At 69.2% G+C, this 13,793-nt stretch carries 16 protein-coding genes and 1 tRNA gene; 12 read left to right on the top strand and 5 right to left on the bottom strand.

Going from position 1 to position 13,793, the window contains the following annotated elements; all coding sequences use genetic code 11:
* The first annotated feature begins 20 nt into the window (after window positions 1-20).
* The 8 genes from KY500_RS11715 (at window position 21) to KY500_RS11680 (ending at window position 6,335) form a co-directional block, all read left to right on the top strand.
* Entirely contained in the window at window positions 21-734 is a 714-nt protein-coding gene (locus tag KY500_RS11715; RefSeq protein WP_120339493.1) for a metal-dependent transcriptional regulator, read from the top strand.
* Between the two features lie 299 nt (window positions 735-1,033).
* Window positions 1,034-1,840, top strand: a complete 807-nt coding sequence (locus KY500_RS11710) for a C40 family peptidase (protein ID WP_219900731.1) — start codon at window positions 1,034-1,036, stop codon at window positions 1,838-1,840.
* Between the two features lie 364 nt (window positions 1,841-2,204).
* Window positions 2,205-2,708, top strand: a complete 504-nt coding sequence (locus tag KY500_RS11705) for an HNH endonuclease (RefSeq protein ID WP_219900730.1) — start codon at window positions 2,205-2,207, stop codon at window positions 2,706-2,708.
* Window positions 2,709-2,841: 133 nt separating this feature from the next.
* Window positions 2,842-3,156 (top strand): hypothetical protein, encoded by a 315-nt coding sequence (locus tag KY500_RS11700; protein WP_219900729.1) that lies wholly within the window; start codon window positions 2,842-2,844, stop codon window positions 3,154-3,156.
* Between the two features lie 67 nt (window positions 3,157-3,223).
* Window positions 3,224-3,580: a three-helix bundle dimerization domain-containing protein gene (locus KY500_RS11695; protein ID WP_219900728.1), complete on the top strand. Its 357-nt coding sequence runs from the start codon at window positions 3,224-3,226 to the stop codon at window positions 3,578-3,580.
* A 336-nt stretch (window positions 3,581-3,916) separates the two neighbouring features.
* Window positions 3,917-4,981 carry a CHAP domain-containing protein gene (locus KY500_RS11690; RefSeq protein WP_219900727.1) on the top strand — a complete coding sequence of 355 codons (1,065 nt, stop codon included), beginning with the start codon at window positions 3,917-3,919 and terminating at the stop codon, window positions 4,979-4,981.
* A 96-nt stretch (window positions 4,982-5,077) separates the two neighbouring features.
* Window positions 5,078-5,152 (top strand) — tRNA-Arg (locus tag KY500_RS11685).
* A gap of 199 nt (window positions 5,153-5,351) precedes the next feature.
* On the top strand, window positions 5,352-6,335 hold the full coding sequence (locus tag KY500_RS11680) for a Gfo/Idh/MocA family protein (protein ID WP_219900726.1): 984 nt from the start codon (window positions 5,352-5,354) through the stop codon (window positions 6,333-6,335).
* Window positions 6,336-6,593: 258 nt separating this feature from the next.
* Here the strand turns inward: KY500_RS11680 and KY500_RS11675 are convergent, their stop codons facing one another.
* Window positions 6,594-6,863: a hypothetical protein gene (locus KY500_RS11675; protein ID WP_219900725.1), complete on the bottom strand. Its 270-nt coding sequence runs from the start codon at window positions 6,861-6,863 to the stop codon at window positions 6,594-6,596.
* Between the two features lie 405 nt (window positions 6,864-7,268).
* On the opposite strand from KY500_RS11675, the gene KY500_RS11670 reads away from it, so the two are divergent.
* Window positions 7,269-7,541: a DUF2277 domain-containing protein gene (locus KY500_RS11670; RefSeq protein ID WP_219900724.1), complete on the top strand. Its 273-nt coding sequence runs from the start codon at window positions 7,269-7,271 to the stop codon at window positions 7,539-7,541.
* 64 nt (window positions 7,542-7,605) lie between these two features.
* On the opposite strand, the gene KY500_RS11665 is transcribed toward KY500_RS11670, so the two are convergent.
* Window positions 7,606-8,487: a transposase gene (locus tag KY500_RS11665; protein ID WP_219900723.1), complete on the bottom strand. Its 882-nt coding sequence runs from the start codon at window positions 8,485-8,487 to the stop codon at window positions 7,606-7,608.
* 141 nt (window positions 8,488-8,628) lie between these two features.
* Between KY500_RS11665 and KY500_RS11660 the strand changes: the two genes are divergently transcribed.
* Window positions 8,629-8,829 carry a hypothetical protein gene (locus tag KY500_RS11660; protein ID WP_066597280.1) on the top strand — a complete coding sequence of 67 codons (201 nt, stop codon included), beginning with the start codon at window positions 8,629-8,631 and terminating at the stop codon, window positions 8,827-8,829.
* 66 nt (window positions 8,830-8,895) lie between these two features.
* On the opposite strand, the gene KY500_RS11655 is transcribed toward KY500_RS11660, so the two are convergent.
* Window positions 8,896-9,093 (bottom strand): hypothetical protein, encoded by a 198-nt coding sequence (locus KY500_RS11655; RefSeq protein ID WP_219900722.1) that lies wholly within the window; start codon window positions 9,091-9,093, stop codon window positions 8,896-8,898.
* 413 nt (window positions 9,094-9,506) lie between these two features.
* Window positions 9,507-9,806, bottom strand: coding sequence for a hypothetical protein (locus tag KY500_RS11650; protein ID WP_219900721.1), 300 nt, complete (start codon window positions 9,804-9,806; stop codon window positions 9,507-9,509).
* Between the two features lie 264 nt (window positions 9,807-10,070).
* On the opposite strand from KY500_RS11650, the gene KY500_RS11645 reads away from it, so the two are divergent.
* Window positions 10,071-10,967 (top strand): patatin-like phospholipase family protein, encoded by an 897-nt coding sequence (locus KY500_RS11645; protein WP_219900720.1) that lies wholly within the window; start codon window positions 10,071-10,073, stop codon window positions 10,965-10,967.
* 149 nt (window positions 10,968-11,116) lie between these two features.
* On the opposite strand, the gene KY500_RS11640 is transcribed toward KY500_RS11645, so the two are convergent.
* A complete protein-coding gene (locus tag KY500_RS11640) occupies window positions 11,117-12,550 on the bottom strand; it encodes a PLP-dependent aminotransferase family protein (protein WP_219900719.1) in 1,434 nt (477 codons plus the stop codon).
* On the opposite strand from KY500_RS11640, the gene KY500_RS11635 reads away from it, so the two are divergent.
* Window positions 12,549-13,514, top strand: coding sequence for a DMT family transporter (locus tag KY500_RS11635; RefSeq protein WP_219900718.1), 966 nt, complete (start codon window positions 12,549-12,551; stop codon window positions 13,512-13,514). The genes KY500_RS11640 and KY500_RS11635 overlap by 2 nt on opposite strands.
* The last annotated feature ends 279 nt before the right edge of the window (window positions 13,515-13,793 follow it).

The following is a 13,793-nucleotide window of genomic DNA, read 5'->3' as shown; positions in this document are numbered from 1 at the left end:
GGCCGAGCGGGAGGCTGCGGATGACTGACCTTATCGACACGACCGAAATGTATCTCCGCACGATCCTCGACCTCGAGGAGGAGAACATCGTTCCCCTGCGCGCGCGCATCTCGGAGCGCCTCGGCCACTCCGGCCCTACGGTGTCCCAGACCGTGGCCCGGATGGAACGCGACGGCCTCGTCGTCGTCTCCGGCGACCGTCACCTCGAACTCACCCTGAGCGGCCGCAGCAAGGCAGTGCACGTCATGCGCAAGCACCGTCTGGCCGAGCGACTGCTCAGTGACGTCATTGGTCTTGAGTGGGAGTTCGTCCACGACGAAGCCTGCCGCTGGGAGCACGTGATGAGCGAGCAGGTCGAGCGCAAGATCCTCGAAATCCTTGGTCACCCCACAGAATCCCCATACGGCAACCCCATCCCCGGGCTCGATGAGCTGGGCGATTCGCCCGCCGTCGCGTTCATGGCCGGTGTCACCAACCTGCTCGACGTGGTTGCCGCGTCGACCCAGCCGGTGAGCGCCGTCATCCGCCGCCTGGGCGAGCCCGTGCAGTTCGACCCCGAGCTGCTCTCTCAGCTCAAGCAGTCCGGCGTGCTGCCGGGGAACACCGGTACCTTCTCCGCCGCGGGCTCGTATGTTCTCGTGCAGGTGGAGGGTTTCGGAGACGGACTCGAGCTGCCCAACGAGGTCGCCGGCCACATCTTCGTGACGACCCCTGTCGCCGCCGCAGCGGCCTGACGAGGCCCTCAAAGTTCTGTTGGAATTCACAGGTTTGTTACCAATTCGTTAGATTCCGGCATTTCAGGGTGACAAACCGTAGTCGGTCACGTAACCTCAGACCTGCTCACAGATCAGAAACGATCGTCGGGCCCGCGCAAGACGCCTTTACCCTCCCGTCTCTTGCGGCGGAAAATTACACGCGACCAGACGCACTGGACGGGGGCAACTACCTAGTGTTGTCAAGGCGCCGGAGGTTCGATTTGGCTGTATTAGGTAGAAGACTGTCCCGACGCGGTCGGCGCTCAACGGCTCTCGCTGTGCGCCCCGCCCCCCTCGAACCGCTGCGCGCAGCGCAGACCGAGGTCAACCCGCGCATCGTGATGCGCCCGGGGACGCCCGTGAAACGGCCCGCCCGCCGCAACGCCGTGGGCAACATCGTGATGATGACCCTCGCGACCGGGCTCGTCGCCACCATGGCCCTACCGGCCTATGCCTTCGCGCCGTCCGACAACGCCGAGAGCTTCACCGCTACCGACGCGACCGAACAGGCCAAGGCCGGCGAGCAGGCTGTGGCCGTGGATGACACCGCAGCCACTGTCACCGTCGCGGAGGACGCCTTCGCCGCCACGCCCCAGGCCGAGCTCGACGCGGCCGACGCCGCCGCAGCCGCAGCCGAGGCCGCCGAAGCGGCGCGTACCGCCGCTGCCAGCTCGATGACCTCTTACGCGGCCTCGTACAGCGGCCCGACCGCGGCCGACTACCTGGCCAGCCCGGCCTACCCGAGCTTCAGCCTCTCCTCCGTCTACAACGTCGCCCTGCAGTACCAGGGCGTTCCGTACGTCTACGGCGGCGCCACTCCGGCCGGTTTCGACTGCTCCGGCTTCGTGATGTACGTGTACGCACAGTTCGGTATTTCCCTGCCGCACTCGTCCACCGGGCAGGGCGCCGCAGGCACCCGCATCTCCCTGGCGGACGCACAGCCTGGCGACCTGGTCATCATGGACGGCCACGACGGGTTCTACGCCGGGAACGGCAATATCCTGCACGCGCCGTATGAAGGCGCATCCGTGCGGGTGCAGCCGATCTGGACCAGCGACTACTACATCGTCCGACTCGGCATCTGAGCCGCTTGACCTCCCCAGGCCGGCCTCCGCGGTAAACACTGGGTAACGCCTAGCACAAATGGTGCGCCACGATACCGTGGCGCACCATTTGTGGGTTAACCTGTTGCCCTGATGTTCTGCGGGATTTTGGGAGAGCCAATGCGCAAGCTACGCACGATCCACACCATGGATGTGCGCGGACACTTCGCGCTGCGGCACAGCAGTCAAATCTGTTGCGAGTTTCGTGTGCGGTCAGCACACCGGAGCCCGTGGGGCGTTGTCATGATGACGACGCCCTTTTTGTTTGCCCGCATCTCCTCCCCGCCGACTCCAGGCAGCAGTTCGAATGGCTGGAAGCCGTCCAGCCCTTTTCGAAAGGGAGCGCATGCGCACACTGGTCCTCAACGCGGGATATGAACCCCTCGCGGTCGTTTCGTTCAAGCGGGCACTCGTCCTCGTCATGAACCAGAAGGCAACAATCATCCAGGCCGATCAGGGGCACCCGGTCTGGGCTGCGACGGGTTCGTGGGAGCGTCCCAGCGTCATCCTGCTCACTCGGTACGTGCGCCTGCCGCGCTCGCGGGCCGTGCCGGTGAGCCGAAGGGGAGTGCTGCGCCGCGACGAACACCGCTGCTGCTACTGCGGCAAGTCGGCGAGCACGATCGATCACGTGCAGCCGCGGTCACGTGGCGGGCGGGATACCTGGGACAACCTGGTGGCCTGCTGCCTGCGCTGCAACAACCTCAAGAGCGACCGAACGCCGGCCGAGATGGGGTGGGACATGCATTTCGACCCGCGGATGCCGCAGGGCACCACCTGGGTGGTCAGCGGTGTGGAGCGGCCGTTGCCGCAATGGGACGAGTTCCTCGCGCCCGCCGTCGCCGCGTAGCTCACCGACACCTGGGCAGGCACGCCAGCGTCCGGCTTGGTGCACGCAGTCTCACTCCGACCGCCTCGGTATTCCCAGCTGACGCCCACCCCTCGTTAACCTGGTGCTTACCTTCAGGGCTGAGGATCACGTCATGATCACCATGACAGCTATCGTGCGCCCGGTGGAACCGCTCAGCAGCTTCCCCGTCCTCGGACAGAATCTTCGCCGTCACTACGAACACACCCTGCTCTTCACCGATCAGATGTTTGTGATCTTCCCTGGTATCGGCGCGGTCCTCGTGACCGAGCACGCCAACAGCTACCGCTTCGACGTCGTCGGCAACGACCAAGCGATTGCCGATCACCGCATCATGAAGCTCGAGGCCTATATCCTGAACGAAACGGACGGTCAGCGCATCCGGTTCGACTGGGCCAAAGCGGCCCGTGTTCCCCTTCCTTTCCGTTAGCCGGGAGTGTGGTCGAGTCCACGATCGGGTGGTTGCCTCGGGTGCCCAAGCGCTGAAGAATGACCTTGTGAGCGAACTAGACGAAACTCAAGCCCTCGGCCACGTGCTCGACCGACTGTCACAGCGGTTCCCGGGCCTGGGGCGAGCCCACATCGCGAACATTGTGGAAGAGGAGCACGGGCGCCTCGAGCAGGGTCGAGTGCGCGACTTCGTACCGGTCCTCGTCGAGAAGGCCGCGAAGAAGCGGCTGAAAAAGGAAGCCGACGACACGTTCGTCTCGGTCGAACAACCGGAAGCGCTGGTTCCGCCACGAGACGGTGCCCCAGACCCGGATCCGATGGAAGTCGAGCGGGCACGCCGCGCGGCTCAGGGCAGCCATTTGTTCGGCGGCCTTGTCGGAAACTCCGGAGAGAATGAGCACTGACTGACTTCCTCGCGCCCACCCTCGCCGCCTGTCCGGGGCGCGGTCAGGTGTCCGGCACCCCGTTGTCGTCACAATGTCACGAAAACGTAACGCTCAAGGTGACATCGGGTGCGCTCATCCCATATGGTTATGAGGTCCCCCCACCGGTTGTGGCTGTTAAGAGGATTGTCTGTGACTCATTCCGGCCCCGCCGGCTCGCCCGAGAGCGACGGTGTAATCCCCACGCGCCGTGAGGCCCGAGCCCTTCGTGCAGCCGCCGAAGCCGCGGCTCTTTCCGCAACTGCCGACCTTGTTGTGAGCGCGACGCACGACACCGCGCCGGTTTCGGAGCCCGCCGTGCCCGTTCCGGCCGTGCCTGTCGTGTCGGTGTCGCCCGATCTGGCGGCCGTTGTTGAGAGCGCGACCACCTCCAGCATTCCCGTCGTCGCGTCGGCACCGCTCAGCCGCCCGGAGACCGCCCCGCCGGGCTCGACGATTCCCGAACTGTCGGTGCCGGAATACCTGCTTCCGGATCAGACCACAGGCGTCTTCCCGCCCTCCCGCCGCGAAGCCCGTCAGCGCGCCACCGTGCGGCCGACGCCGACAACCCGGGCGCTGCGGGCGCCGGCCAAGCCGACCAAACCGGCCGCCGCATCCGCCAAGCCGGCCGGGTCGGCAGCCGTGCGACGCGTCAAACGCCACACGCCGCTGGCCAAGCTCGTCACCCTCATGGCCATCCCCGCGGTCTTCCTTACCGCGGCCCTGCCCGCCTACGCGTTCTCCCCGCAAGGCTCCGCCGGCTTCAGCGCCCAGTCCGCGGTCGACGCCCAGGCCGTCACCGTCGCCTCCGCCGCGGCCGCCGTGACCATTTCGGCCGACGGGTTCTCGGCCACCAGCCAGGCCGAACTCGACGACATCGAGGCCGGTCTGCAGGCCTCCCAATCGCAGCAGAGCGCGGCCGAACAGGCGCGGGCCTCCGCGGCGGAGTACGCCGTGTACGGCATCCGCTCGGAGCGTGACGACTACCCGTGGCCCACAGCGGCGACGGATGCGCAGGGCGGCGGGCTCTCCCCGCTCGGCTACTACTACCGCGAATGCGTCGACTTCGTGGCGTGGCGGCTCAACCGCGATGCCGGCAGCACCGGCAGCCCGTGGAAGTGGAGCTGGAACTCGATGACCCCCGGCGGCGGAGACGCATCCTCGTGGGCGAACGCCTGGGCGGCCAAGGGCTGGCCCACCAGTAAGACCCCGATCGTGGGCGCGGTGGCCTGGTTCACCTACAACCACGTGGCCTACGTGCAGTCCGTGCCCGGAGACGGCACCGTGGTGCTCGAGGAGTACAACTGGATGGGTTCGCACGCGTATCACACCCGTACGGTGCCGATCAGCGAGGTGCCGATGTACCTCTACCCGCCGTCCTAGTCCCTGCAGAGCCGGAGCCGGAGTGTTCTCCTGCCGTACGGTGTCGCGATGAGTGGACTAAATCCTGCGCCGATTGAAGATAAACTTGCCCGGTCAGCCTCTGTAGCTCAATGGAAGAGCAGTTCCGTCCTAAGGAAAGGGTTGGGGGTTCGAGTCCCTCCAGGGGCACCATCCGTCGGCCGCGGAATCGCACCACATTCCAAGGAAATAGTGCGATTAATAGGACCGGTGTTGACGAAACGTCCTTGTATCTCACCGATCTCCTTGTAAACGTTCGTTGCTCAGGCGTCCGCGGCGAGACCGTGGTGTGGTTGTGGGCAGGGCGTACCGGCCGGCATCCGCCCCATCGTGGGCTTGGTAGCGTGACGGCATGACAACTACACGGTGGGCAATCCTCGGACCGGGCGATATCGGCGGCTGGTTCGCGCGGGCATTGCCCGGGTCGGCGCACGGCACGCTGCACGCCGTCGGCAGCACCGACCCCGGTCGGGCGGCCGATTTCGCGGCACTGTATGGTGCACCGGTCACCGGTACCTACGGCGAGCTGCTCGCCCGGGACGACATCGACGCCGTGTACATCTCGACGGTGAACACCACCCATGCCGACCTGGCCGTGGCGGCGCTGCAGGCGGGCAAGGCCGTGCTGTGCGAAAAGCCCGTCGCGCCGACTCTGGCCGAGGTGGAGCGGGTGCTGGCCCAAGCCGCGGCCTCCGACCTCCCGTTCGTGGAGGCGTACAAGCACCGGTTCGGGCCGTTCGCCCGGGCCCTCGACGCCGCCGTCGCCGGCCTGGAGGTGGGCTCGGCGCTGCGGTTGACCGCGTCGTTCGGCTTCGCCGCGGGCGAGCGCTCCGGCCGCCTGTTCGACCCGGGCCTGGCCGGCGGGGCGATCCTCGACGTGGGCGGCTACCCGGTGTCTCTCGCGGTGGGACTCGCCGCCGCCGCCGGCCTCGACCCCGCGGACCTCACCCTCACAGCCGCCGCGGGCCGTGTCGGCGACACCGGGGTGGATGAGCACGCCACCGCTACCGTGTCGGCGAACGGCTTCACGGCGGAGGTGGCCTGCTCCATCGTGACCGAGTTGCCGAAGTCGGCGACGCTGATCGGCAGCGCGGGGAGGATCGACCTGCCCGACGTGTTCGGCAGCCGGGCCGCCTCTGCGGCATCCTTCACCGTGCGCACCGACCGCGGCGATCGTGTTGTCGAACCGGCGACGGTGGATCCGTTTGCCGCGGAGGCCGACGCCGTGTCGCTGGCCGCGCTGGAGGGCCGGACCGAAGTGGCCGAGATGCCCTGGACGCACAGCCGCGCCATCGCGCGCCTGCTCGATCAGTGGCGCGCGGGGCTCGGGGACTGAGTATCCGCGTCGTCTGTCGGGGGAGGGGCACCTGCTCGCGCAACCCCGATGGCCATTCGGAGCCGAGAACGCGACGCGCGGGTCGAGCCACCCGGGGAGCGGCGGGGTGCCCGCGGAACACGACGCGCGGGTCGGGCGCCGTTAGGCACCGGGCGGGCCACCCACCAAGCGGCGTGGTGCCCGCGGAACCTGTGAGACCGATCGCACCCGGGGCGCCGCCGAAGCCGAGGCTGCGGGGCGCACCGGGGCGCGGTCGGATCATCGGAACTGTGTGAGCTTGAGAACCAGGTATTGGTCTCGAGCGTTCTCCAGGTCTCGCCGGGCCCGCACCGACTCGGGCGAGAACACGGGGCGTTCCCGACGGGGCGTGCGCACGGGGCGTCGACCCCAGGCGATGAGGGCCATGCCCAGGTGCATCGCGGCACGGTCGAGCGCCCCCACACGGCGCACGGGGCGCGGTTCGGGGTGCGGGACAGGTTGGGGCGGGTGATCGTGACGGCCCGGACGGGGCGCCAGTTGGGTATTCATGGTGGTGATTCCTTCGTGAAAGGTGCGAATCCGGGCACGCCGAAGAGCGTCCGGGGTCGCCGAATGAGGGTGGCCGCTGGAGGCGGCTAGAGGCGCGGCGCGCGAGGAACGCGCGACGCGAGCGGGGTGAATGACCCTGGCTGCAGGCACATGAGTGCGGATGCTGCCTGGTCGGGCTTCGAGAGCGTCACCACCGTCTGGACCGGTGGGTTACCTACTGGCCGATCAGGCGGTGAAGACGCCGACGAAGCCGGCGGTGGTACGGATTGCGATTGCAGTCATCTGAATAAACACGCTGGGCTCCTTTCGTCGTATGGCGTAAGCATCACCGTAGTGGGATGACCGGCCGCGCTGCAACACTTTTTGGCACTTTCGTCGTTGGGCCAGTCTGGCTACCCTGAAAACATGTGTAGGAACATCCATCAGCTGCACAATTTCGAGCCGGCCGCGACGGACGACGAAGTACACGCCGCCGCCCTCCAATTCGTGCGCAAGATCAGTGGGTCCACGAAACCGTCGCAGACCAACCAGGACGCATTCAACCGTGCGGTTGAGGAGATCGCCCACATCTCCAGGCACCTTCTGGAGGACCTGGTCACGACCGCTCCGCCGAAGAACCGCGAGGTGGAGGCGGAGAAGGCCAAGGCGCGTTCGGCCAAACGGTTCGCCGCGGCCTGACACCGTCGCCGATCAGTCGGCGGCGCGCGCCCGTCGGCACCGGATGCGTGTGGAGCGGGGAACGTCAGTCCTGGGCCGCTAGCGCATCGGCTGCCGCCCGGGCCTCGTGGGCGCGCCGACTCGTCGTATCCGCCTGGGCCTGGGCAGCGCTGCGTGCGTCGACCAGGGCCTGCGAGTCGTCGTCGACGGCCGTGCGGGTGGATTCCGCCTCCCTCAGCTGCTCCCGCAGCGCCGCCACCTCGGCCTCCAGGCGCTGCCGACGTAGGTCGAGCCGATGGGCGCGACGGTCGAGGGCATCGAGCGTCGCGGCCGCGGCCTCGGCGTCACCCTCGAGACGTTCGGCCTCCCGGCGGGCCTCTTTGCGCAGGCGCACCTGGTGCAGTTGCACCGGCGGTGTGCTGCTGGAAGAGGCTGGTTTCGGCGAGGGAACGGCGGCGGCGCCCGGCACCGCGACGGCATCGAGCAGGTCGACGGGTTCGAAGCCCACGGCCCGCAGCGCACGCACGAGAAGACCGGCGGCAGCCGCGGCCGCGGCCGCCGGGTCGGAGGTGGCCGCCTGCAGCGCCTGCTCGACCTCGCCGAGCACGCTCGCGGTGGGCGGATACCCGGCCGCCTGGGCCAGATCTGCGGCCTCGCGGGCGAGTCCGGCCACGGCGTCCCGGCGCTCGGCGCCGAGCCGGCGGAGCTCGTCACGGTCGAGTCGCTCCTGCGCCTGGCGCATCTTTTCGCCGAGCCGCAGGAGCGCCTCGAGCTTCTCCGCCCGTTCCCGCGCGATCAGGTTCATCACCCAGGCCGCGGGCGAGGGCTTGCGCAGGGCGGCGACCTGTGTGGCCAGCGCGGCATCCGTCGGCCTGAGGTCTCGCGCCCGGGCATTCCGGTGGGCCGTGAAGTCTGCGGGGGCGAGGCCGTAGAGTTCCTGGGCGATTGCGGTGAGCGAGACGGCCATGGCACTATCCTCACCCGCGGGGGCGCCCGCCGCCAGCGGCCGTACCGGCAATCAGGTGCAGGTCGGGGGTTTCGCCCGAGCCCCCGCGCGGCTACCGTGAGCGGGAGAACCGGTCGGCCAGGCCAGGAAATGGAGCGCGTGATGACGACGGATGGGCGGGGCCGCGTGATCGTACGCGACGGATCGTGGGGGTTCTTCTTCCTTCTCGCCTACATCGGGGCGGCGATCTACTTCATCTCGATCTCGGACGGCTCATTCTGGGGCTTCATCCTCGGCCTGCTCCAGGCCATCGTTTGGCCGGCCTACGCCACCTATCACGTGCTGCTGCTGCTCGGGGCGTGACCGCAGGCGTAGCCCAACCGGCGGCGCGGCAGCGGGAGCCGGCCCATCCGGCAGGGGCGGGACGCCTCAGGCGATACGGCCGAGTTCGGCCGGTTCGGCCGTCCACAGGGCCACGCGGTCGAGGGAGTGCGCCGGGGCCCGGTCCACAGAGACGGGCAGATCGGCCGGCCCGTGCGCGCCGGCGGGCACCGCCACGACGCTCGCGGTCATCACGACGGGGTACAGGGCCCGGTGGGCGGGACTGGTGCGTAGCAGGGTGGTCATGGTCGGTCCTTTCAACGGAATGGTCCGACCTTCGCGTCCTGATCGGTCATTCCATCGTGCCTGCTGGGCGCTGCCGTGGCATCCGCCAGACGGATGAACCGGTGTGCTCCGTTTGGTGTAGTCGCCGCGCCGCCGGCTCAGCTGTCGGAGAGCTCCCGGGGTGGCGTGATGGCGTCGACCAGGACTCCGTTTCGCCCATTTCGATGGCCTCTTCGACCAGGAGTGATCTCTACCGGGACGGTGGAGCCGTCGCTGAACGCGGCCTCACCGGGTCGCTACGGCCATGACGGTTCGCGAGCACGCGTCGAGGAGCCCGACGTCACTCATCGGCGGAAGATCGTTGATGGCACCGGAGCGTGTGTCGCACCGGGGCGGAAGCAGGTCGCCTTCGCTTCAGGCAGACGCGGAACGCGTTATCGGCCGCGGGACTGGAGGAAGACCATCACGAGGGTGCCCGCTCCGTAGAGCAACAGCTTGCCGCGGTAGCCGGCCCACCAGGCGCGCGGCGCGGGCTGCTCGTCGTCGGCGGGCGCATCATCCGGCAACTCGGTCGTGCCGGGACCGGCGGCATCGGCAGAGCGCACGCCGTCGCGCCCGACGGGTGCGGCTGGAGCCGGCCCGCCGCCGAGCCGTTCAAACGGCCGGGCCAGAAACTCGGGAATCTGGATACGGTCGAACTCGTCGCGCGGTTCGTCGCTCTTGTCCTTCTTCATCCGGATCACGCCCCCTTCTGTCCCAGTCTAGGGAATCCCCAGCGCCGTCGAGACGCCCGCGGTCCCTTCGCGCCGCAGCTGTCGGAGGACGCCCAGTTTTCTGGCGTCGTGCACGGGCTGGAGACCAGCCGGCCGGGTCTCTCGCAGACACGGCGAGAGCGCGTCGCAGCTCGGTCTCGGCAAGAGCCCCGATCATCACGGCGATCATGACCGGGGCTAGAGGAATGCGGAAGCGTCTATCGTGGGGCCAGAAGGAGGTGCGTCGTGACGAACGGAGCACTGGTACTCGCCGGCGGCGGCAGCGTGGGCATCGCGTGGGAACTCGGTTTTCTGGCGGGACTTCAGAACGCGGATGCGGCGCTGATGACGCGCATCCGTGAGCCGGAAACCACCTATGTGGGTACCTCTGCGGGGTCGATCGTGGCAGCCATGCTCGCCAGTGGCGCGAGCTTGACCGACCTGTTGCAACCCGAGCTGGACAGCGCGAGCACCGTCGGCTCCCGCGGCCGGGGAACCTTGTGGGGGATCGTGCGGGTGGGGGCGGCCATGCTGCGCGCCCGGGTCGGAGCCAGGACGCCCGAGGCAGGCCGCCGGAGAATAGGGGCGTTCGCCGCCCGCGCCGCCACCGGGCCCGAGGATGCGTGGGTTGAGAGCATAGCCGCCCGCCTGCCCCTGCACACCTGGCCCGACCGCCGCCTCCTCATCACCGCGGTCGACGTGGAGTCCGGAGAATTCAGAGTCTTCGACCGGGACTCGGGCGTTGGCCTCGCCGACGCCGTTGCGGCCAGTTGCGCGGTACCGGGTATCTTTCCGCCCGTCACAATTCAGGGCCGTCGGTACATGGACGGCGGCATGAGGTCGATAGCCAACGCGGATCTCGCCCGCGGCTGCGATCCGGTACTCATCGTAGTTCCCATGCGCGAGGGCGGTCCCGGCATCGGCAGCATCTCGCCGACCGAACTGGACACGCTCGGCTCGAGTCGTAGCCATCTGGTGTACGCCGATGCCCAGTCCACTCGGGCGTTCGGCAGGAACCCGCTGGCCACCAGCACCCGTGCGGCGTCGGCCCGCGCCGGCTACCGGCAGGGGCAGCAGGGCCGGCGAACCGTCGCGGAGCTCTGGGCGGATCCTCGCACCGCGACGGTCCACCACGAAAGCTGAGCAGCCTGCGACGACCGTACCGGGCTCGGCTTCGGGAAACGATTCTCGGGCAAAAGTGAGATTAACCAGACGTAATGCGACGGGGCATCCTCTGTTGCGACCTTTTTCCCTCTAATCGGTCGAGGGAGGCTGCCGGTGCGCTGCTGCTGTCAGGGCAGCAACCCGGCGATGATCGCCACGGCCTCTTCGAAGATCTCGGGGCGGGCGCGTGAGTAGTTCAGGCGCAGGAACGAGCCGGTGGGTTCGGCGGGGAACCAGTCGTCGCCGGGGGAGAACAGCACGCCGGCCGCGCGGCTGCGGCGGGCGAGGTCGCGCATGTCGACGCCGTCGCTCGTGCGCACCCAGAGGTTGAGGCCGCCCCGGGGAACCACCTCGAGCGCATCCGTGCCCAACTGGCCGCGCACCTGCCTGGCCATCTCGTCGCGGCGGGCGCGCAATGCCCCGCGCAGCCGCGCGAGGTGGCTGCGCCAGCCGGGATCGGTGAGCACGTCGACGGCGGCGGCCTGCAGGATGCCGCTGACGTAGAGGTCGTCGACGGTGCGGTCGGCCTGGATGCGGGCCAGCGCAGGGCCGCGCGCCACGACGGCGCCCACCCGGATGGCGGGGGAGACGCTCTTGGTGAGTGACCGCACGTACACGATGTGCCCGTTGGCGTCGTCGGCGGCGAGCGGCACGACCTCGGCGTCGATGCCGAAGTCATGCGCCCAGTCGTCCTCGATGAGGTAGACCCCGCGGGCCTGGATCACGGCCAGGACGTCGGCCCGTTCGGTGCTCGTCCAGAGCGCCCCGGTGGGGTTGGCGAAGTGCGGTTGGGCGTAGAACAGCCGCGCCCCGCTGGCGGCCAGGGCGTCGTCGAGGTCGCCCGCGGCGGGCGCCCCTGCGCCCCGGCCGATGGGCACCACTCGCAGTCCGGCCTGGCGGGCGGCCGCCATCGCACCCCAGTAGGTGGGCGATTCCATCACGATGGCGTCGCCCGGAGCGGCCAGCGCCCGGAAGATCGATGACAGCGCGCTCTGCCCGCCTGGCGTGATCACGACGTCGTCGGCCGTGGCCGGGGCGGCGGCGGATGCGCCGGCGGGGGCCAGCTCCGCGGCGAACCAGGTGAGCAGCTCGGGCAGCCCGGCCAGGGGAGCCCGCTCGACGGCGGTACTCGTGCGCGCCGCGCGCACGAGCGCCGACCGTACCAGCCGGGTGGGCAGCAGTTCCTCGGCCGGGTAGCCGGAATGCAGGGAGATGACCCCGGGACCAGCGGTGGCCAGGGCGGCGCCGATGGCGTCGGCGCCGGTGCGCGGGGTGCCCAGGGCGGTGGTCTGCCAGCCGAAGTCGGCCCGGTGCACGCCGGGTCGCCGGGCCACGAAGCTGCCCGCACCCGGCCGGGTCTCCACGAGCCCCTCGAGCACCAGCCGTTGCACGGCCCGCTGCACCGTGAGCGGACTGGCCGCGTGCTCACGCACCAGGGTGCGCGTGGAGGGCAAGCGCTCACCGGCGGGCCGGGTCGCCGCCAACCGGCGCAACCGCCGTTCGATCGCCAGGTGGGCGGATTCGCCGGACGGACCGTCTACCGTGGTGCTATCCTCATGCATGAAACCAGACAATAGCGCTATCGTCGCTCGGCCGCCAGTGTTATCCGGCCCGGTTCCTGCCACGGCCACGGGATCCACGGGTGCGGCTTTGCCTGGCTCGTCTGCAGCCGGGTTGGGGTTCGGTCTGCTCGGCGTGCTGGCGTTCTCCTTCACCCTGCCGCTGACGAGGGTGGCCGTTGGGCAGCTCGACCCGCTCTTCGTCGGCGCCGGCCGGGCCGTCGCGGCCGGGCTCCTCGCGATCCTGGTGCTCGCGGTGTTGCGGCAGCGGTTTCCGCGCGGCCAGCAGTGGGCGCGACTGGCGCTCGTGGGGGCGGGGGTCATCGCCGGGTTCCCCATTCTCACCTCGTACGCGCTGCAGACGGTGCCGGCCGCCCACGGCGCCGTCGTGATCGGCCTGCTGCCCGCTGCCACGGCCGTGGTCGCGGTTCTTCGTGCCCGCGAACGGCCGACGTCCCGGTTCTGGCTTGCTAGCGGACTCGGCGTGTCCGCCGTGGTGGGGTTCGTGGCGATCACCGCCGGCGGCCTCGAGGCTCTGCAGCCGGCCGACCTGCTGTTAGCGGGCGCCGTCGCGCTCGCCGCGATCGGTTACGGCGAGGGCGCCCTGCTGTCCCGCGAGCTGGGCTCGTGGCAGACCATCTGCTGGGCCCTGATCGTGGCGCTGCCGGTGATGGTGCCGCTGATGCTCGTCGGGCTCGGCTCCGGCTGGCCCCGGGCGGATGCGCCGGCCTGGCTGGCCTTCGCCTACCTCGCCGGGGTGAGCATGTTCCTCGGGTTCTTCGCCTGGTACCGGGGGCTGGCGATCGGGCCGATCGCCCGGGTGAGCCAGATCCAGCTCGTGCAACCCGTGCTCACGATCGTGTGGGCCGCCCTGCTGCTCGGCGAGCGGCTCGACCTCGTGGTGCTGGTCGGCGCGGTCGCGGTGATCGCCTGCGCGGCGACGGCGGTGCGCGCCCGCATCCGCTGACCCGCCCCATCCGTCGCCGGGGTCGACGAACGGTTATCAGGACAAAGTGAGAAAAACAGGATGCTGTGCGCGACTTTCATCCCGATAACGTCGCTATTTCCTTTCTGGAAGGTGCGTGAGAGGGACAATGAACGGGTGTGACGTGCGTTCACCCGCCGGTTACCTGATCGCCTTAGGCTGGCCGCGTCGCGGTTTGTCGCGAAAGCCGGACAGGAGTGCGCGTGACCCCGAACCATTCAGAGCCCGATATGCGCTCAGTCGACTCACTCGCCAGCACCG

Source organism: Cryobacterium sp. PAMC25264, from assembly GCF_019443325.1.
Classification (GTDB): domain Bacteria; phylum Actinomycetota; class Actinomycetes; order Actinomycetales; family Microbacteriaceae; genus Cryobacterium.
The sequence above is the reverse complement of the archived record's forward strand: the minus strand, read 5'-3'. Positions and strand labels throughout refer to the sequence as shown.

Coding starts and splice junctions, on each gene's coding strand:
- KY500_RS11715 (WP_120339493.1), top strand. CDS start 21: ATGACTGACCTTATCGACACGACCGAAATGTATCTCCGCACGATCCTC.
- KY500_RS11705 (WP_219900730.1), top strand. CDS start 2,205: ATGCGCACACTGGTCCTCAACGCGGGATATGAACCCCTCGCGGTCGTT.
- KY500_RS11700 (WP_219900729.1), top strand. CDS start 2,842: ATGATCACCATGACAGCTATCGTGCGCCCGGTGGAACCGCTCAGCAGC.
- KY500_RS11680 (WP_219900726.1), top strand. CDS start 5,352: ATGACAACTACACGGTGGGCAATCCTCGGACCGGGCGATATCGGCGGC.
- KY500_RS11675 (WP_219900725.1), bottom strand. CDS start 6,863: ATGAATACCCAACTGGCGCCCCGTCCGGGCCGTCACGATCACCCGCCC.
- KY500_RS11670 (WP_219900724.1), top strand. CDS start 7,269: ATGTGTAGGAACATCCATCAGCTGCACAATTTCGAGCCGGCCGCGACG.
- KY500_RS11665 (WP_219900723.1), bottom strand. CDS start 8,487: ATGGCCGTCTCGCTCACCGCAATCGCCCAGGAACTCTACGGCCTCGCC.
- KY500_RS11660 (WP_066597280.1), top strand. CDS start 8,629: ATGACGACGGATGGGCGGGGCCGCGTGATCGTACGCGACGGATCGTGG.
- KY500_RS11655 (WP_219900722.1), bottom strand. CDS start 9,093: ATGACCACCCTGCTACGCACCAGTCCCGCCCACCGGGCCCTGTACCCC.
- KY500_RS11650 (WP_219900721.1), bottom strand. CDS start 9,806: ATGAAGAAGGACAAGAGCGACGAACCGCGCGACGAGTTCGACCGTATC.
- KY500_RS11635 (WP_219900718.1), top strand. CDS start 12,549: ATGAAACCAGACAATAGCGCTATCGTCGCTCGGCCGCCAGTGTTATCC.
- KY500_RS11640 (WP_219900719.1), bottom strand. CDS start 12,550: ATGCATGAGGATAGCACCACGGTAGACGGTCCGTCCGGCGAATCCGCC.